General features: G+C 47.1%; 12 protein-coding genes. 1 reads left to right on the forward strand and 11 read right to left on the reverse strand.

Annotation, left to right across the window (positions count from 1 at the left end; all coding sequences use genetic code 11):
* Nucleotide 1: 1 nt before the first annotated feature.
* Complete coding sequence (locus EJP77_RS05880; RefSeq protein ID WP_127198188.1) at nucleotides 2–1,831, reverse strand: sensor histidine kinase; 1,830 nt, start codon at nucleotides 1,829–1,831, stop codon at nucleotides 2–4.
* A gap of 248 nt (nucleotides 1,832–2,079) precedes the next feature.
* On the opposite strand from EJP77_RS05880, the gene EJP77_RS05885 reads away from it, so the two are divergent.
* Nucleotides 2,080–4,830: an endo-beta-N-acetylglucosaminidase gene (locus EJP77_RS05885; RefSeq protein WP_127198189.1), complete on the forward strand. Its 2,751-nt coding sequence runs from the start codon at nucleotides 2,080–2,082 to the stop codon at nucleotides 4,828–4,830.
* A 61-nt stretch (nucleotides 4,831–4,891) separates the two neighbouring features.
* Here EJP77_RS05885 and EJP77_RS05890 read toward each other — a convergent pair whose 3' ends face one another.
* The 10 genes from EJP77_RS05890 to EJP77_RS05935 form a co-directional block, all read right to left on the reverse strand.
* Nucleotides 4,892–6,655 (reverse strand): sensor histidine kinase, encoded by a 1,764-nt coding sequence (locus EJP77_RS05890; RefSeq protein ID WP_127198190.1) that lies wholly within the window; start codon nucleotides 6,653–6,655, stop codon nucleotides 4,892–4,894.
* A gap of 340 nt (nucleotides 6,656–6,995) precedes the next feature.
* On the reverse strand, nucleotides 6,996–7,979 hold the full coding sequence (locus tag EJP77_RS05895; RefSeq protein WP_127198191.1) for an aldo/keto reductase: 984 nt from the start codon (nucleotides 7,977–7,979) through the stop codon (nucleotides 6,996–6,998).
* A gap of 51 nt (nucleotides 7,980–8,030) precedes the next feature.
* On the reverse strand, nucleotides 8,031–8,729 hold the full coding sequence (locus tag EJP77_RS05900) for an SDR family oxidoreductase (protein ID WP_127198192.1): 699 nt from the start codon (nucleotides 8,727–8,729) through the stop codon (nucleotides 8,031–8,033).
* A gap of 51 nt (nucleotides 8,730–8,780) precedes the next feature.
* On the reverse strand, nucleotides 8,781–9,236 hold the full coding sequence (locus EJP77_RS05905; protein WP_127198335.1) for a VOC family protein: 456 nt from the start codon (nucleotides 9,234–9,236) through the stop codon (nucleotides 8,781–8,783).
* A 49-nt stretch (nucleotides 9,237–9,285) separates the two neighbouring features.
* Entirely contained in the window at nucleotides 9,286–10,329 is a 1,044-nt protein-coding gene (locus EJP77_RS05910) for a LacI family DNA-binding transcriptional regulator (RefSeq protein ID WP_127198193.1), read from the reverse strand.
* A gap of 232 nt (nucleotides 10,330–10,561) precedes the next feature.
* Complete coding sequence (locus tag EJP77_RS05915) at nucleotides 10,562–10,744, reverse strand: hypothetical protein (RefSeq protein ID WP_127198194.1); 183 nt, start codon at nucleotides 10,742–10,744, stop codon at nucleotides 10,562–10,564.
* A gap of 234 nt (nucleotides 10,745–10,978) precedes the next feature.
* A complete protein-coding gene (locus EJP77_RS05920) occupies nucleotides 10,979–14,140 on the reverse strand; it encodes an alpha-amylase family glycosyl hydrolase (protein WP_246021685.1) in 3,162 nt (1,053 codons plus the stop codon).
* A gap of 556 nt (nucleotides 14,141–14,696) precedes the next feature.
* On the reverse strand, nucleotides 14,697–15,941 hold the full coding sequence (locus EJP77_RS05925) for an extracellular solute-binding protein (protein WP_127198195.1): 1,245 nt from the start codon (nucleotides 15,939–15,941) through the stop codon (nucleotides 14,697–14,699).
* A 26-nt stretch (nucleotides 15,942–15,967) separates the two neighbouring features.
* Entirely contained in the window at nucleotides 15,968–17,656 is a 1,689-nt protein-coding gene (locus EJP77_RS05930) for a methyl-accepting chemotaxis protein (protein ID WP_127198196.1), read from the reverse strand.
* Between the two features lie 363 nt (nucleotides 17,657–18,019).
* Nucleotides 18,020–20,305, reverse strand: coding sequence for a glycoside hydrolase (locus EJP77_RS05935; protein ID WP_127198197.1), 2,286 nt, complete (start codon nucleotides 20,303–20,305; stop codon nucleotides 18,020–18,022).
* Nucleotides 20,306–20,334 lie beyond the last annotated feature (29 nt).

Genomic DNA, 20,334 nt, shown 5'->3' on the forward strand with positions numbered 1-20,334 from the left:
GTTACTCCTCAACTCCTTCTTGATTGGGATAACGGACTTTGATGCTTGTTCCTTCAGCAAGCCTGCTCTCGATCACAATTCCAAAGTCAGGTCCGTACAGAAACCTCAGTCTACTGTGCACGCTCCGCAAACCGAACATCTGGCCGGTCTCCTCGGGTTGATTTAGTTCAGTAAGTATTTCGCTGAGCCGCTGAGGTTCAATCCCCTTTCCATTGTCCTTCACTTCGACTTCAAGCACTTCCACCAGCTCCCTGACCTCAATCGATAACAAATTATCGGTACGGTCAGTCCGCAGCCCGTGAACAATATAATTCTCCACTATGGGCTGAAGCGACAGCTTCATCACGGAACGGCCCATAAACTCGGGGCTGGCCGTAATGACGTAATTGAACTTCTCTTTGTACCTTATCCGGAACAGCTCCAAATATAGACGGCACGCCTCCAGCTCATCCTTCATGGTGTAATTCTTCTTCTGCTGAACAAGACTCTTGAACAGGACAGACAAGCTGTAGATCATCTCTCCCACATCTCTTGCACCTTGGGAGACGGCTCTCATCCGGATAACCTCAAGCGTATTGTATAGAAAATGGGGACTTATTCGAGCTTGTAAAGCGACCAGCTCTGTCTGCTTCTGCTTGATCTCCGCCTTGTAGACCCGCTCAATATACTGATTAAGCTCATCCAGCATCGCGTTAAAGCTCCGCGAAATCTGGCCTAGCTCATCGTCCCGCTGATCCTGTATCCGTGCCCCAAAATCCCCATTTCTTACTTTTCGGGTAAATTTGATAATGCGATTCGTCCGTTTGGCGAAATTAATGACAAAGAGCGCCGGGAACAAAACAGCGAACAGGATGCAGATCGCCGAGATCGTCATAATCGTATTGCGGATTCCGTGGTACGACTCAGCTATTTCCCCGCTTGGAGCAGCGCCAATAATGACATACCCCTCGTCAGTGGAGATCAGCTTGTTAATATACATTTGCTGACCCATGTTAAACAATCCATAATCAGAATCATCATAAACGGTCTTGCTCTCATTGAGATACGGGTATTTTTTGCCATAATAACGATCCTTCGAATCGAATAGCACGGTGCCTTCCGAGGACAGGACCACAATTTCTCCCTTCAGATTGTTCATATCGCTGGATATCGCATCCGCAATACTTCGGGAGTCCAGATATACAAGCAGCTGACCATCATTCTTGAGTGACTGCTTGTTGTTGATCGGAACACGAATCGCGTACAGGGCTGGGTCGATCTGACCGACGGCCTTCCGAATCCAGGAATTGGGGGCTGAGATGTTCTTGCTCTCCAGCGCCATCACGTCTGGAATATAGGAATGCGCCACATTCGCAGATAGCTGCTTGAACTGCTTGTACTGATTAAATGTAGACAGATACTGGCGGTTGGAGCTGTACAGCATCACATTCCGGATATCCCCGTTCTGATCGATCCAGTTCTGGAAGTACTTAAGCACATCGCTGGAATAATCGTTGCTCTGCCCATAGAATTGGTCCATCCGGTGCTGCACATATTCCGCATAGGCATGGTTCATGAAGAAGGAGACATTTGCCGATAAGGCCTCATTCGAGTATAAGTCCCTAACCAGGTCCTGAACGGACTGATGGCGCTGGTGGATGTAACGATCCACACTCTCCATCGCAGTCTTCTGGATGTCCAGCTCCCTTCGGATGGTAGCCTGGGCAATGGATGCGTAGATGAAATAGGAAAGAGTGATGATAGTGAGGATGGCGATAAAGGAAAATAACAGGAACATTCTCATAAACATATTATTTTTGAAATAGGCTCTGTAAACGTTATCAATTCTCATGCTGAGGCCCCCTGGGACTGGATCAAAACTACCTTTCATTGTACTCTTTCCCGGTGGCTTGTATAGAAGATGGAAAGATTTTTCTATATTTTAAACACCTTATCTTTAATTTCGCCCTATTTGAAAATGCTTTCATAAACTATCTTTAATCTTAACTGCTCGGTCGCAGCAACTGGCCGGCAGATTCCAAATCGGGGAGGGAGAGTCAGGGATACGGTCAAATTCAACTATTAGAAAGGGGACAAACAATGAACCGAAGCACCATTCGTAAAGTATTCTCGTCAAAATCTACAGCTATTGCTCTTACTTCTGCCATGCTCATCTCCTCGTTTGCCTCAATTGCCCAAGCTGGAGATACGCTCCCTTATCAAGGTGAAAGTGCCAAAGGTGCGAATCAGCCTTACCAGCATGGATACACCAGCTCTAATATTATCGACTGGACCCCTGAAAGCGATGTCTACGGGGACATGCTCAGAGCACGAGTTCCGCTGCAAAAAAGAATCGGTTCCTTCTCAGCCACCCAGGCTTATCCCAAGCTGAGTCCCAAGACACAGAATTTCACCCTTAGCGGTGATTATGGCAATGCTTTTTTTGACAGCTACTCTTATACGAATGAATTCAGCCAGTATCTCTTCAACTATTGGCAGTACACGGATTACTATGGTTCCTGGCATGGCATGCCTACGGCTGAAGTTCCCGAAGAGCTGTATGATCCGAACAAGGACTGGACCGAGAAATGGTTCGAATTCGGTATATTGAATCTTCCCAATCCAGCCTACACGAATGCAGCCCACAAGAACGGCGTCCTCTCGATTGCCTGTATCTTCTTCTCGGATAACGACCGCGGGCCGCAAACCTACAAGCAAATGCTGGTACAGGATGAGAACGGGGAATTTCCAGTCGCCAAAAAGCTGGTCGAGATGGCCAAATACTATGGATATGACGGTTATTTCATCAATCAAGAGGAAGTCTCAAAAGGCGTAGCCGCCGAGGATATTCCCCGCTATAAGCAGTTTATGAAGTACCTCAGAGATCAGGGGATTTACGTACAGTGGTATGATTCTACCTTGAATTCAAATGGCCAAATTTCTTACCAGAATGAATTCAACGCGGAGAACAGCCCTTTTGTCAAAGACACTGAGCTCGGTCAGGTCTCGGATTCCATCTTCCTGAACTACTGGTGGAACAAGGACAAGCTGAAGAACTCCAGTGAGCATGCCAAAAGCCTGGGACTTGACCCGCTGCAGACCGTCTTTGCGGGCGTTGAAGGCGGGAACGGGGACTTCGGGAGATGGAAGCAGAAGTATGACCTGCGCCTGAATCTCGATGATCAGGGCCAGCCCATGAACAGCATTGCCACACTCGGAGCCGACTTCACCCAGAGTGCGCTTGATGAGGATTTCGGTGGAGCTGATTTGAACCGCCGGGCGAACGACGACTATCAATGGATGACCTTTGTCCGCGACCGTGCCTGGTGGTCCGGCCCGAACCAGGACCCTTCGAATGCTAGGAGAAATGCGGCCGTGGATCTGTCCGATGTCAAAGGCTCTGGCGCCAACTGGGACGGTATGGCTGCGTATATCGCTGAACGTTCCGTTATTGAGGGGGCTAATTTTGCAACCAACTTCAATACAGGACATGGCCTTGCTTATTATGTGAACGGCAAAGTATCCAATCCCAAGGAATGGTCCAATATCAATATTCAAGATATTCCTGTGACCTGGCAGTGGTGGTTGGAATCCAAAGGCAGCAAGCTGACTGCCGATTTCGACTTCGGTCCAAATTACAATAAGGGCTCGCGCTTTACTTACCAGCCTGTAGGCGGCTTCAATGGAGGAAGCTCACTTGTCTTGAATGGCAAGCTGGATGCGGATAACTTCCTTCACCTGTACAAGACCGAACTGGACGTTCACAAGAATTCCACCCTGTCGATCTCTTATAACAAGCCTTCAGCCAGTGACAAATCGACCTTGAGTGTTGGACTCATCTTCAAAGATCACCCGGACAAAGTCGTTAAGGTGAAGATTCCGGACTCCGGCAAGCAGACCGAGGGCTGGGTGACCCGTAACCTTGATCTGAAAACCTATAAGAACAGAACGATTGCCGCAGTGGGCCTTTTTATTGGCAAATCGAACAAACCTGTAGGCGACTATCAGATCAATATCGGTCAAATCAAAATCTCTGACGGTTCATCTGTCAAGCCGGCAGCGCCAACAGGCTTTAGACTGACCAAGAACCTAACCAATACCGGAGAAATGGGTGTGGCCTGGAATATCGAGGATTATTCCAAAGTAAAGCAGTACAATCTGTACGAGAACGGTTCCTATGTTGGCGGAATATATGACTCGGTGTACTATATCAAATCCCTGAGCAAGAAATCAGGCAAGCTGTCCCTTACCGCGGTGGGTGCGGATGGCACGGAAAGTGAACCTGCTACACTTACCTATGACCTGAATGATGCGGTTACGAATATTGCGGTTCAGCCTCAGGCGAACGGACAAGCTGTAGTGACCTGGAAGCAACCCGAGCATGCGGTAGGTCCGGTAATCATCAAGTTAACGACAGAGTATACAGACACTCCTTTCTCCAAAACGTTTACAGCGCAAAGTCAGGATGAGTCTGCCATACTAACGGGGCTCCCAACAAACGGCGACCGCTACTCCCTGGATATTGTTACTGAGGGCGGGGCTCTCTCGACCTACACCGGACGGTTGGCAGATAACACGATTGAGCCTTATGCCAAGGAGAATGTAACGGTAAAAGGTGATACGTACACGCTGGCTCTACCGACTCTGAAAGACTGGCACTATGTATACGTGTATGAGGATAATGTGCCCAAGGAGTTCGGGGTCACTTATGTAACTAAGAAGTTCCCTTATATATTGCGGGGCAGAACCAAGCTTAGTGGGCTTACCTTCACACCTGATTCCACCACCAGCTCACTCAAGCTGGTAATTGAAGATTACGCGGGAAATCAGGCAACTACGATTCTGAGATAGAAAAGAAAGGGGGTCCCATTAGCCTTGAAATGGCTTGGGACCCCCTTCCCTACTATTAACGTTAAACATTCCCATGGAGCTCTTTGGGACTGAGCGGAATTTCGATTTTGAAGCAGGTGTATTCATCGCTGGTCTTAAGCTCGATCCGTCCATGGTAGCCTTCAACTAACTTCCTCACAATCGCAAGACCCAGACCGCTGTTCCGGGTTCTCGGCTTCGTCGTGAACCCATGCTCAAAGATCCGTTCTCTCAGCTCATCTGGAATGGGCTCCCCGTTATTGAGCACTTGAATGGTCAGCCTCTTCTGCTCCACCCGGGCTATAACCTCCACTTTGCGGTCATCTTCATCCCTCTCCTGCACCGCATAGAAGGCATTATCAACCAAATTGCCGGTGATACGCACTAAGTTAGTAACTTTTAATATATCAAGATTGAGATGTTCGAACCCGGTGAAATCATATTCAAAATTAATTTTTCTTTCCAGCGCCTGCGCGGCTTTCGCTTGAATAAGCCCGTTAAAGGCGGGAACCTGAACATCAACAATTTCGTTAAACGACTTGTTGATATGGGAAAGGCTGTGAAGGTACTCCTCGAGCTCATCATATTTCTTGATTCTCGCAAGCCCGGTCAGCGCAAAGATATGATTCACGAAATCATGCCTGTACTCCTTGATCGTCTTGAACAGGCTGTCGATATTCTGAAGATACATGCTTTGAACATCATTCACAATTCTGCCCTGTTTCTTGATATAGCTAACGACAGCACTAATCATCAAAGCCCCGATGACCAGAATAATCAAGGCTACAATCGATATCCTTACCTCTTTGCGGACCAAATCCGAGGTCATCTGATCCATATCGGAAGTGACGATAATCAGCATGCGGTCGAACCCTTTATTCACATTATCCTCAAGACTAATGGGAGAGTAGGTTCTTAGAACAGATCTCCCGTTGATCTCCATTACCTTGTGCACCTTTTCCATCTTGGAGAAAGCTTCCTTAGCCATGGCTGAATCTTCAGACGAGGTATAACTATATTTACCGTAGAGAAGCTTACGTTCGGAATGCCATTCAGGTTTATCCTTGGGGGTCTTCCATTCCCCCTGCAAAATCTTGTCGTTCAGGATGCCAATTTCAAGAATTAATGGATTACTCTTCTCCTGTTCTTCAATGTTGAACTCCACGCCGGCCTTGTCTCTGAACCGGTTAATGATGCTCTCTGAAATGTAAGGATCAATCAGATAATCCGTAGTCCCGTCGTTGTAATATCCCCACTTGCTGATCTTCGAAGGGTCTGAAGACGAAGTGTCGAACGGACCGGCCCAGAAGCTGGGCAGATTCTCCCCAAAGTTGGGGATTGGCGTAGCATTATGCTTCTCCATCAATTCCTTGAATACCTTATTCCACTTTCCGCCGCCCCAGGTTTCTGTAGTCATCCCGATCTCTTTGGGATCACTGGATTTCACCCCGACGAAATTGTTCTCCTCCTTCAAATACTTGAACAAGGTCAAATCTTCAATGCCCAACTTGGCCCGAATTTGAACGAGCTGTTCATTGGTAACCTCATCAAGCTTGTGAGGCAGCATATTCTGGGCTGCAATTGACGCCAGACGCAGCTTGTCCGCCAAAGCCTCTTCGAACAGCATTTCTCCTTTTTGCGTGATCTCCAGTGAAGATTTAATGTGGGAGGTCATCATCTCTATGCTCTGCTTCTGTCCGTCAAGAAGCGTACTTCTCATGGTGTAATAGTAGATTCCGTTCAGGAAAATCAATAAGAGGCCCATCACTAGTATGTATACAATCATTAGTCTTCTAAATCCAATCATCTCAGATAAGGTTCCTTTCTACTATTCACATCTATCCTATTATCTATATCTATCGACAAATTTCTCCTTTTTGTGACACCATTCTCAAAATCGCTAGTTGTAAAGATGATCTTACCGCTAATTTCTATATTAATACAAGAACTTATTCGAGAATATTTTCCAATGTCCTTTATATAGCTGGAATCGACTTATTTTCGACAAAATTCTCCCTTCGCTCATATCCTGGAAGTAGTGCTCCAGCTTTGCAATTTGGCTGCCGGAATAAACACAAATAGCAAGCCTCCATTGAATGGAGACTTGCTATTTTGATCACTGCATATAGGACGGTCTCTCTTAAAGCCTAATAAGGACCGCGGATTTCGCCCTGTACCTTTGCTTCATAGAAGCTTCGGAGACGAGCCAGCTCGTCTTCGGTGAAAGCAGGAACTTCCTGTACACCAAGGTTATCCTGAACCTGAGCAACATTCTTAAAGCCAGGTATAACGCAGGTAATGTGAGGATTGTCCAGAATCCAGCGCAGGGAGGCACGTGTCATATTGCCTCTGCCTTCACCGATCCAGGCCAGCTCGCGGCTGAGCTCGACGCCTTTCTCGAACGGTAACCCCGCAAACGTCTCTCCCACATTGAAGCTTTCTCCATTCCGGTTGAAGCTGCGGTGATCATCTGCATCGAACGTGCTGTTCTCGGAGAACTTTCCTGTCAGCAGGCCGCTCGCCAGCGGAAGGCGAACCAGAATGCCGACGCCCTGCTGATGAGCTTTGGGGAACAGCACTTCCGCCGGCTTTTGACGAAAAATATTGAAGATCACCTGCAGCGCTTTAACGCCAGGATACTCAAGGCAGATTAGGCCTTCCTCCACCGTCTCCACACTAACCCCGTATTCACGAATTTTGCCCTCTTCCCGCAGCTTATCAAGTACTGCGAATACTTCGCCATCCTGCAAAATTTCTTGTGGCGGGCAATGAATTTGATAGAGATCAATACGCTCTCGATTAAGCCGCTTCAGGCTTGCTTCACAGAACGAACGTACGGATTCATAAGAATACACAGAAGGATCGTAAATGTCCGCTGCTCGGCAGAACTTTGTGGCGATATGAATGCTGTCCTCACGTCCCTTGGTTGCTTTGGCGAGAAGTTCTTCACTATGTCCGTCGCCATAAACATCTGCGGTATCGAAAAAGTTAACGCCCGCATCCATGGCTGCAGCAAGCGCTTCAAGCGAATTCGCATCTTTGACATTGCCCCATGAACCGCCAATAGCCCAGGTGCCAAAGCTAACCTCACTTACCGACAAGCCAGTACTGCCTAATTGTCTATACTTCATTTAATTCCCTCCTAGTTAACCGGGCAATAGATGAGATACTGGGTATACCTTTCAGATCGGCATTTCGTTCCCGGAATAATCCACAAAGTTAAATTTCGTCTTCGGAACTACCTTACGCTCAATAAGATCAAGAATGCCGGCTGCACTCTCCCCGGCAGAAGTTGGAGCATCCTCGCCTCCCATATCTGTCTTCATCCAGCCGGGATGAACACTAAGTACCTGAATGTCCTGATCCTTAAGCAGACTTCGCAGCTGCGCGGTGAACATATTCAGTGCACTCTTAGAAATTGCATAAGGGTAATCGCCCGGATAAGCGTTCGAGATACTGCCCGCCTCGGAAGAAATATTAATGATTGCCGCATCCGTCTCAGTCATGAGCGGAAGAAAATGTTTCAGCACCCGCATCGGTCCATAAAGATTAACCTCGAACGTCTTCGCTACCTGCTGCATATCAAGCTCTTCAATCGGCGTACTACGGGCAGTCAGAATACCGGCGTTATTAACAATTGCGCCAAGCTTCGTCCCTTCTTTGTTAAGAATGGAAGCTAGCGAGGCTATTCCTTGCTCATCCGTGACATCCAGCGGGACAATGTGGAGTCTTGGACCATACTTGTCCTCTAGTAAGCTGAGCTTGCTGCTCTTCACATCCAGAGAACGCGTTCCGGCGATCACGGAATGCCCGCGTTCCAGAGCTGCGGCTGCCATTTCATAGCCGAGGCCTCTGCTTGCACCAGTGATAAGCAGGTTCATGATCGTAGCTCCTTCCGGTATCGTATAACTATCTATAGAACCCTGTATCTGTTACTTTTTATCGTTCTCAAGCAGCTCTACAAGTACTTTAAGCTCCTTGAATGTGTCCATATATGCATATCGGCCCCCCGTGTATTCCCCTTTCTGCTGAAGAGGAAATCCTTTGCTTTCCAGGAGTGTAATCTTCTCCTTCATCCCTTCAATGACAAATGCAATGTGATGCGGTCCTTCACCGTGCTCGTCCAAATAATCCCGCCAGGTGCTTGGATGCTCATCCGGCTCAATTAGCTCTACCTGCAGAGAACCCATGTCAAAAAAGGCCAGCTTGGCCCGAGCGGGGCTTGGGCCTCCGTTATATTCCGTCTGAGCAATATCTACAGTATCGGTAATGATAGCGTCCGGTTTCGTTACGCCGAAGAAATCAGCATACGCCTGGCTTACTTTGTCAATGTCATGTACAAGTATCCCAATTTGGGTAATCACTTTATTTCCGAGCAGACCTGTCATATTGGATAACATCCTCTCATTGTATATAGTGAATGAAATGGTATGGAGCTTATATTCTTCTGCATGACTCTCTGACAATTAAAGTGTACTCCGCCGTAATATCATGGATCGCCTCGTCCGGATGCTCAATTCTGGCAATCAGCTTTGAGGTCAACTGCCCCAGCATTTCACTGAAATCAACCTGAAGGGTCGTTAGTGCCGGGTGATGCCTCGCGCTTAATGGATGATCATCGAAGCCGATGATCGACATATCATCGGGCACCCTTAATCCGTGCTCTTTTAGCGCACGAATGGCTCCAAAGGCCACACTGTCATTGGCTGCAATGATCGCTGTAGGAAGATCATGCTTCTCACAATGGAGAAGTTTCTTAACGGCATTGCAGCCGCTATTCTCATGAAAGCTGCCCCCCAGCACCCATGCCGGGTTCACTTTAAGTCCCTCTGTCTCCATTGCCTGCATGTAGCCTTCATATTTGGTCCGGCCGGACAGACGGTTCATATCCCCGTTGATGACTCCAATACGGGTATGTCCAAGTTCCGCCAAATAGGCAGCAGCCTGCTTCATCCCCGAAGTATTGTTAAATATGGCGGCAATCCGGTTCGGCTGACAGGGAATCGGCTGTTCCTGGTCCATAACGCCGACCATGAACCCTTCCCTGATCAAATCATCAATTAAAGGCTCCCTGTCTGCTGCTCCAATGAAGATACCCCCATCAATTCTGCCCTGGAAGAAGATCTCCCGCACACTCCTGATGGTATCCGTATCGGCAGTGTCCCGAATAATATGTGTCAGCACATAATATCCGTGCGAAGAGGCGTTCTCGATTACACTGACGATTAGCATATTGGTCAGAATGTCACTAGACACGCCGCCAGGCTCAATCAAGAATAAGCCGAGGGTTCGCGCCCGTTTGCCAGCCAATACCTGTGCAGATACATTCGGATAATAATTGTGATCTTGAATCACTTTCATTACTTTCGCACGCGTTTCTGGCGGAACATTTGCATAATTATTGATGACCCGGCTAACCGTACTTCTAGATACGCCCGCAAGGCGAGCGATCTCTTCACTCTTCATCTCAGACTTCTTCAATCATCCCAGCCTCTTTCATAAACGCGCGTTCATGAATACATCATAAGGACCGAGGAAAGCGCTGTCAATAGCGATGGGATGGCGAATCCGTACAGCAAGCTTACCAAGCAACTTTTTCCTTAGGCAGATGAGAGAATAGCAAAAAGCTTAGTCAGTGCAGCCCGGCTGCGCTAACTAAGCTTTCTCAAACTACATATACTACATCGTTATTTACCTAAGGTTACATGACGGGTTAGTCCCCGTTTAGTTCAAGCGGCTCCTGTTCATTTCCTTCGTTAATATCATCCTTCATGATATTGACTGGCGTCGTATTCTTGGCATTCTCTAACGTATCATTAACAAAGCCCATATCCTGATTCTTCGCGTGCATGTTGGTGGTTCCTCTATAATTCCCGCTGTGTGATTTATTCTCCATTCCATTCAGCTCCTTTGTATGTTGACTGCCATTCAGATTGAACTAACGAAAGGATCATGCTCATGCTGACATTAGTTCAGTTCCTATAGCTTTAACAAACAACCAAAATTTATGTACTAATTGGCCATAAGCAATCAGCGCTTAAGCCGATCTTCCGCGTTAGCTCTTCCATCGCAGACAAAAGGCCACTGATCGAAGATCAGCAGCCTCTAAATATTAATATGTGCAATCTGACTATTTCAGATAAGTGTTGCCGGATTCTGCAATTTTACCAGGACCATTCAGCACATAGATTCTAGCATTACCTTTGCCTGAGCAGGACAAGGTGATGCTTCCATTGGTAACACTCTTGGTGTCGCCAGTTACGGCATCTACATAGGTGCCGTTCGGGATTCCCGTAAAAGTTGCATTTCCCGAAATTGTGACCAGTACAAAGCTGTCGATACCTTTAGCGGTATCTGTATATCTTCTCTTGAACGCCAAATCCCCGCTTACATTCTCAGTGGAGTATTGGCCTTTTTGCAGGGCAGGCACGGCTCTTCGGATCAGATTCAGCTGACGGATATGCTTGGCCAGCGGATAATTAAGTGATTCAGCGAGTGTTCCCGTAGCATTCGTGTATTTACCATAGTCTTGTGTGGTTACGCTTCCTTCAATATGATCGCCGAAATAAGCTCTTCCCGTTGTGCTAAGTGGAGCATTCGGACCTGGGTCGATAACCTTACCCTTCTGGAACTCGATTTCAGAACCGTAGAAGATCGCCGGAATTCCACGGAAAGTGAACAAGAGATCGAGATTCTCTGCCCAGGTGTCTTGTGTTCCTGCGAATCTTTGATTCTCAGGTGCTTGGTCAGGCGCATAGTCATGGGAATCCACATACGTTACATTCCATGTTGCATCATTATAGAATTTGTCTCCGCTTCTCATGCTGAATGCTTCCTGAGCGCTCTTGAATGCCCAGTGCATCGGGAAATCAATGACATCCAGTCCGGATTTCATCGAATAGTCCGGCGCATGATAAGTATTGCCGTTCAGCAAAGCGTTGTTCGAAGTAGGCTGCCCCGCCGTAGTGGAGTTGTCAGCCCAGTTCTGTTCAACCGAAGCCTTGTTGGAAGCGTAATCATCTTTGCCGTCACCCGGGTAAGCTTTCGACTCTTTCCAAGTATAGAACGGGGTGGAAATGGACGGGATTCCGCTGTTCCAGACATCTCTATATCTGGTGGCCACTTCGCCAAATAGATAGAAGTTCGAGCCGCCTCTCTGCTTCCAGGCAGGTATGAAGTACTTATTGAAAATATATCTGTTCACATGCTTCACCGTGTCGATCCGGAAAGCATCTACACCCATATCAATGTACTTGTTGTAAGTGTCGATCAGATAATGATCCACCGCAGGCTCTTCTGTATTCAGATCCACACAGTCTCCTGCAATTTGCCCTGTCTGAACCGTGTAAGATTCCCAGGAAAGACTTTTCTCGGTGTGATAAATGTTGTTGTTAGCCCCTTCGGTCTTCATTAATGCCAGTCTTGCCTGATACTGCTGATCCGGTGTCATGGTGTCATAGTTGGAAGGCAGTTTATTCGTAATCTTGGTCATATTATTGACAGTATCCGGTTTGGTCGGATCCTTCTTGAACATGGGGAACAGGTTCTCTTCCCCGAAGTTCCCGGTATGATTGACGACAATATCCTGAATGATCTTCAGCCCTTTCGCATGGGCCGCATTAATGAGATCCTGGTAAGACGTGCCGGCAGATTCGTAGCGCGGGTCTACTTTGGCGAAGTTAATCGCATGATAGCCATGGTAATCATATCCGCTGGCATTCTGCACTACAGGTGTAATCCACACCGCACTGAAGCCCAGGGCCTTAATGTAATCAAGCTTGTCGATCAATCCTTTAAAATCACCGCGCCAGGCCGGATCTGAGTCCGGGTTGCCTGCCTTGGCGTCATCCCATGCATGCACATTGTTGCTCTTATCCCCGTCATAGAACCTTGAGGTTATCACGAAATAGATACTATCCTCACGGAAATCTCCGCTTTTCCCAATGTTATAGACAAAGCTTTGCGTGGTCTTCAGTCCAGCGCCGTCGATAACCAGGAATTTCAGAGTAGTCGTCTTGGAGACCAGAATTCCAGGGCCCGTCATGCCGGCCGAAGCGTTCCCGGAGATATAGACCTTGGAGCTCGTGGTAGGCTCTGTCCCGTCCTCAGTATAGTAAGCTGTGGTCGCTGCTGATTTGTTGTCTTTTACCACAAAAGATACCGTAACTGCCGTACTCGAATTCCCTACAGGCAGGTTCGGCGTAATCGTCGGAGCCTGGATGTCTGTATTCTGGTCAATGACATAGGCGAAGGAGGCTGCGCTTCCAGCTTGGCCTGCTGAGTTAACCCCCATCGCTTTGATAGTCATCGAAGCGTCTACCTTAATTCCGCCCGTGTACAGCTTCGAAGAAGCCGTTGGGACTGAACCGTCTGTTGTATAGTAAATCTTGTCGCCCGAATTCGTGCTGGATAGAGTTACAGTCTGGGCGGTATCGTAAGTTTTCGGTGCAGGAGACGCCGAGATTACAGGGATCTTTGGACTTTCCGGATTGGCATCATACCACTTGTTATCCGTATAGTACCAACCTTCTTTAGTACTGCGGGATAAATCTGCAGTCTGTTTGCCGTTACTGTCATTGAAGATGAGACTGGCACTTGTTGCCCCGGCAATCGTGTAGCTGTACCAGTCATTCCCATCGGACTTCATCAGAACCCCCGGCCAAGCGCCGCTTGTTGGCACAGAGGTCGGAACCAGATTCCAATAATGAATGCGGAGTGCTGAATTCCAATCTGTCGGTTTCTTCACATGTACGGTTAATCCGTCCGTAACCGGATCTACTGTAGAATCAGACGAGAGAACTGACATATAGTCGATATTGATATTCCCGCTGTCGCCGGAGTTATACTTGTAGGTGATCGTATTGTTCCCTTGTGGCAAGCTCAAAGTCTCTGTCTGGTCTGCCCAAGTATCCCAGTTCGCCAAGCTAGCCAGCGTGGTCTGCTTGATCAATGCCCCATTCACGTAAATGGAGACTTTCTTGGCACTGCCGGTCGCGTTCGCATAGTGCAGGGTTGCATTGTAATTGCCTGCTGCCGACGTCTGCACGTTAAAAGTCGCAGCTGCGCCAACTGCTAAATATCCGTCAACAAATCCTGTTCCGGAGTATCCTTTATGATCGGTATTTACCTTCGCTCCCCCAGATAGCGAAGCGCTCTCGCCTTCATACTTCTGACTGCTTGCAGCAGCGTTCGTTGTGCTGACCAAGGCGCCGTCCGTGATTCCCAATAAACTGATAGAAATTACAAGTACGAGCAATAAAGCAACAAATCGATTAAACTTTCTCCTTATCAAATCAACAACCTCCTGATTAAAAATTTAGGTAAAACGTTTGCACAAAACTCAGCAGATGATCCTAGCATTGAAATGAAATAATTTACCTCCTTCACTTTCCAAATAAGACAGTAAGCGCTAGCATAAATGGATCCACAATCCCTCTCCATCTTGATGCCAGCCGACAGGCAGCGTTAAAACTTCTTCACTCTCACCTCCTTTCATATCCCTATCCCTATAAATGTATGCGTTTTCAAAGAATGATATAAGTTCAAGGTTCAGGAATTATCTTCCTATCCCTCGAGTATATTCTGCTAGTTTTTACCGGTCAATGCAGCTTTCTAACTACTTTGTAGCATAACCTTTCCTTAACATGGACTTAAGTGTCATTTTGTAAGCCTTAAGACCTTTGAAACTGATTACTTTGCACTAACTTATAAGCCTGATCTTTATCCCCCCTAACGGATAATTTCTCCACAGAAAAGCAGCCTAGATCTTGATGGATCAAGGCTGCTCCGCTTTATCAATTTATATTCATATATTAATTAATTCTACTCCAATTACTGGAGGCAGTTGCTCATCGATCCAGCTTAAGGAGCTCCCGCCAAGCAACTTCAATATTAGCTGCGGCTTGCTGTGGTGTCATTTTGTCCAGCAGCAATTGTCCCAGATTGGCGGTGAAATCGCCAAACATTTCAGCTCCTTCCGGAATACGCGGACGCGGCTTGGCTGCGTCCAACACCAGCTTAAAGCTTTGAACAATCTGATCGGATGCAAAGCTAGGATCTTTATATACACTGATACGGCTTGGCAGGGTTTTGACTTCTTTCACCTGCTTGGCCTGAACCTTGGTGCTGGTCAGATATTGTATCAGCTTATAGGTTTCCTGTGGATGCTTGCTGTACTTGGAGACAACAAGACTGTGTCCACCGGCAGGAGACCCCTGCCCCTTCCGTCCTTTCGGAACGGCTGCAATACCCAGGTTACCTGCATCCTTGAACTCACTTCCACTAAGCAGATCGCCCACAGCCCAAGGACCATTCAGAATCATCGCGGATCGGCCTTCTTTGAAATCGTTCATCATTTTGTTATAGCTATCCGTGAAATCAGGATAAGGCTGTGTTACACCTGCCCGGCGAAGCTCCTGCATGAACTCCAAACCCTTAATAGAATCTGGAGAAGCGATATGGACCTTACGGTCGTCCGTCATCGTCTCTCCACCAAATGCCCAAATATAGGGCAGCGCAAAGTAGGAGTCATCCGAGACATAGACACCATAATGTCCCTTGTCGTTGGTTGCTTTCTTCGCTATGGACATCATTTCATCCATCGTCTGCGGAGGATTTGAATAACCAAGCTCCTTAAGGATCCGCTTATTATACAGCAAAGCCGGAGCCTCCATTACAGTCGGCAGACCATAGAGCTTATTGTTAATTTTAACGGAGTCCAGTGCCGTCCGGTTGAAATCGGCCTGATCCTCTTTCGTAATCATGGAATCCAGCGGCTGAAGCAGCCCTAGTTCTACGAACTCGGGTACCCAGGAGTTATCGGAACGGAAGCCATCCAGTGCCTGGTCCCCCAGCAGCGCGGTCTTGACATAATTGGATGCTGAACCAAAGGCAACGTCCACTATCTTTACCTTGATTCCAGGATTCTCTTTCTCGAAATCTTTCACACGGCTCTTGAAGAACTCAGCTTCCTTACCGTCATATGTGCTTACGAAGGTTACAGTTACCGGCTGTGCGGTACTGGACGTAGTGGAACAAGCACTGATTACTAATAAAGATGAAGCCATTAGAATAGCCAAAAATCGTTTTAACATGCTGTATCACCCTTAACTTTTAGGAATTATATACGGAATTTGCCGATAAGCGTCTTGAGTTCATCCGCCGAGTCCGCCAGTGCACTGGATGAAGCTGAGATCTCTTCCATCGAGGCTAGCTGCTCCTCTGTTGATGCGGCAACACTTTGTGTACCTGACGAATTCTCAGTTGCGATTTGAGAGATCAGGGAGAATCCCGATACCACAGATTCGGTATCCGTCATAATATCAGCCGTTGACTCGGTAACCCCCTGTACGTCGTGCTCTACCTGGCGAATGAGTTCCATAATTCCTTCAAAAGATTGACCTGCGACTTCAATAAGCTCGATGCCCTTCTGAACTTCGAGGGTTCCTTGCTCCATTTCAGCAGCAGCCATGCTCGCTTCATTCTGAATCCCTGTAATCAGGCTGCGGATCTGATCGGCCGAGACACGAGACTGCTCTGCAAGCTTACGGACTTCTTGTGCCACAACCGAGAATCCGCGCCCCTGCTCACCGGCTCTGGCTGCTTCGATGCCTGCATTCAAAGCCAGCAAATTCGTTTGAGTAGAAATATCCATGATGAGCTGTGTAGCTTTGCCAATTTGGATGGCCTGCTGCTCCAGATCGGCTATTACTTCAGAGAGTTTGCCGTTGCTGCTCTCAATTGTGCGAATCTGATGAATAACCTTAATCAAATCCTCTTTTCCTTGCATAGCCGTTGTCGAGGTATGGTTAACTGTCTGAAGCACAGCCTGTCCGTTACTGGCAATATGATGAACCTTCTCCGAAAGATTCGTTATCGTATCCAGGTTCTGTGCAACCTGACTGGATTGATTGTCTGTTCCTTCGGTAATCTCCTGCATAACCGTTGCGATGTGCGAGGTGGCCTGGCTTGTCTGCTCGGCACTGGCCTGCAGCTGTGCTGAAGATGCCGCAACTTGCAGGGATACTGACTCTGCACTTCCAATGACCGTGCGCAGCGAATCTGTCATCACATTAAATGCAGCAGCCAGTTCGGTAAGTTCATCCTTGCCCTTGAACTTTAATGACTCTACCTGAAGATTCCCCTCGGCAACTGCACCTGCTGATTGAATTAGCTTCCGGGTGCGGTTGATCAAGTAACGGGAGAGCAGAAAAGCGATTCCGACAGATAGCAGAATAGCAATACTTACTAGAGAGTAATTGACCAGCTTGACCCGCTCGTTCATGCTGGAAATATCACTTTTGAACGTTTCAATCTTGGCCTGCTCATCCTTCATGAAAGAGAGAAGAGAGAAGGCAATCGGATCGAATGAATCCTTCGTATATTTCTCTTGTGCCGTCACAGCTTGTCCGGCTGCCTTCTTATCCATTAGCGTTGTCTTATACTTAATATTCTGGGACCATAATGTGCTGAATTGTTCAATCTGCTTCAAGCTATCTGGATCCTTAGTCATTTTCTTCAAATCAGATAGTTCTAAATCCACGAACTTTACCGTCTCATCGAAACGGCTTTTGAAGCTGCCCATCAAATGGTCGGGAGCAAGCAGATAATGTGCCCCGTTGTCGTTGGCTGTTCTGGCGAACAGGTTCAAGCGCTGAATGACTTCCATTCTTTTCTGAGAATCGAAAATCTGATCATTCAATCCCCCAATACGCTGATTCATAATCGTCGTTACCGTTACCGTAATTAAGAACAATACGATTATGGAGAAAAAACTGAGTAATAATCTTGTTCGAAGTTTAATTGCCAAAGTCATGACCTCCGCTGTTAAAATAGATACTTAAATAAAAAATGAAATAACGAAAATATCTCCCCTATTTACACCGACAAAGTATATATATCGACAGAGGACGACTGATTTGTTACCTTATTCACTAGGTAAAAATACCCATTTACTTTCCAGTTTTGATTTTGGGATGTGCTCCAGTGAATGAATTCCGTGAAAACTACGTAATTTCTGCCCCTCCATCAATTTTAAATTCAAAAATAAAACTAGTGCCGTAATTTCTAGACACTAATTAAAAAGCCCTATCCTCTGATAGGATAGGGCTTGCCAAGAATTCAGTTCTAACTTTACACAAACAGCACGTCATTTTACTTTCGCATAAGTGTACTAATCTAAGATCTTGGATCCAATATACGCCAGATCGGTGATATCAATCTGGTTATCGTTGTTGATATCGGCAATCTTCGCTGTCGCCCAGTCTGCATCGCCGGAATGCTTGCCATATTGGTAAGCTACAATCGCAAGATCGCCTACATTGACGCTTCCATCTTTATTCAGGTCTGCAGATACCTCCTTAATCACCGCTTCCCTGAAATTATCCACAGCACTACCCAGCGCTGCTGTGGAACTGTCTACCTCGGACTGCGTCGCGCTTCCTTTGCCTTGAACGGCTTTGGCTGCACTTAAGGCAGTACCCAAGGCATCCTTCGCTTGCTGCGGATATTGACCTGGCAATGTTCCCACGACTGCTCCATCATACAGACTCTGGGCATTCGTAATCGCGGCTTTCAGCGCGGTCGTGTCTACAACCGGTTGGTCAATATCGCCTACCGATATGCTCTTAATGCCGCCCACCGCCTGAATAACCGTTCCCTCCGGAGCCACGCCAAGCTTTGCCTCACTGATGGCAATCGTTCCGGTAGTATTCCATACTCCGGCCTTGACCTTGAAGGTTAGATTCAATACCTGCGTGCTGGTGCCGGATACTCCTCCGGTATCCGCAATGAACAGTCTCACCTTCCCGGTCGTATCTTTGTCCTCTTTAACAACTTGAGTATTGCTGTTGGCGCCCAACGCACTCACATATTCAAATACCTGGGAATCATACTTCAAGGTAAGGTCCTGGGCATACACACTTTGTTCCAGGTTGTTCAGGCTGATGGACACGGCAACGCTGCTTCCAGGCTCCACACTGCTGTCTGCTGAGAGCACAGCTGCGGTGGTGATTTCTTGGGAATTCGGTGTGTAAACTTCCGCAATGAATGTTGTGACACTTTTCCCCTTAAGCGTGGTGTGAAGTGAGCTTCCATTTGCCGTGGTATCCCCTAAATTGGCAATATTCTCGCTAGACGAAGTTCTATAAGTAGCATATGAACTTACGGCTTTGCCATTTAGATTGAATGTCAGGGCAGTATCGCTGTCATTCTCATTTATAGCTACGATAACCAGCTTCCCATTGGAAGGGTCTTTATAAGCTGTTGTATATATTCCTGCTGCCGGAGCTGCATCTGAATGGACCCTAACATAACCCGGTCTGACAAATCTGCTATATTGTCCAAGAGTATACAACCTTTTGTTCAATTCATAACTTTGGACAGAACCATGATCATCCGTATGAAGTGTAATCAATGCGCCTTTATCCCCAACCGAGTTAACACTGTCTTTGGTGTTATTCCAAAGCCACCAGTAGGAGAACGCGTTGACTTCAGCTATAGTCATATCCTTATGAATCATTTTTGCCCAGTACAGACCATCCTTTATGGTTGGATCATTGGGTTCGCTCGTGGATACTTCTGTTACCCATAGCTTTTTATTATAATATTTCGTTTGAGTTAACCATTTAGCTCCAAGATTGGGGTCCTGCTGACTTACGGCATACTGATGTACACCAACAATGTCCACCCGGTCTCTGCTATCGGCATCATTCAATGTCGGAACCGCCAAATCTTCGCTGAAATTTAGCCCTTCTGGCATAATCAGCATAGCAGGTACGTCTTTCTTGGCAAAGGTAGGCTTCAGATAACCCTTTACAAATTTATGGAAATCATCCGCTGACCAACTGCTGGACTCATAATTCGGCGCCCAGTTCGGCTCATTTTGTATTGAAACTGCCGCTATGTCGATTCCCTTATGGGTCTTGAATCCATTCACATAGTCAGCCAGGAAATCAGCGTATGCCTGATATTTGTCAGCTCTAAGCTTCCCGCCGATTTCTCCGTATGTTCCTGTGCTGCCGGTCTTCATAAACGGCGGCGGCGTCCAAGGTGTAGTGAAGAATCGGGTCACATTATAGTCGGCCTTTATTCTATTAAAGAGCCAGGTTGTACCGTTAATATCCCAATTGTTCCAGTTCCAAACACCTAATTCCGAGACTAAGTCATACGGAAGCCTATTTCTTACCATACTAAGTCCCGCACCATTCGATGTGCTAAATAGCGCATCTAGTATTGCCTTCTGTGCCGGGTTAGGCAGATTGGACACAATCCCTGTCGACCAAGCATTTGATGCGCCAAAGCCGTCGATTTCCTGCCTTTCGTTATTGTAATCAATAGTAACTGCAGGTGCAGCTGCAGCATGAGCCGAATGATTACTACTAAGCATGGGGGTTAATAGAAGACCTAGGCAAAGACAAATTTTTAGAGCTGCACTCGATTTAACCTTTTCTTTCCCCAATTTGTTCCTTCCCCTCAATAAATTTATAG

It is taken from the genome of Paenibacillus zeisoli (assembly GCF_003994465.1).
GTDB classification, from domain to species: domain Bacteria; phylum Bacillota; class Bacilli; order Paenibacillales; family Paenibacillaceae; genus Fontibacillus; species Fontibacillus zeisoli.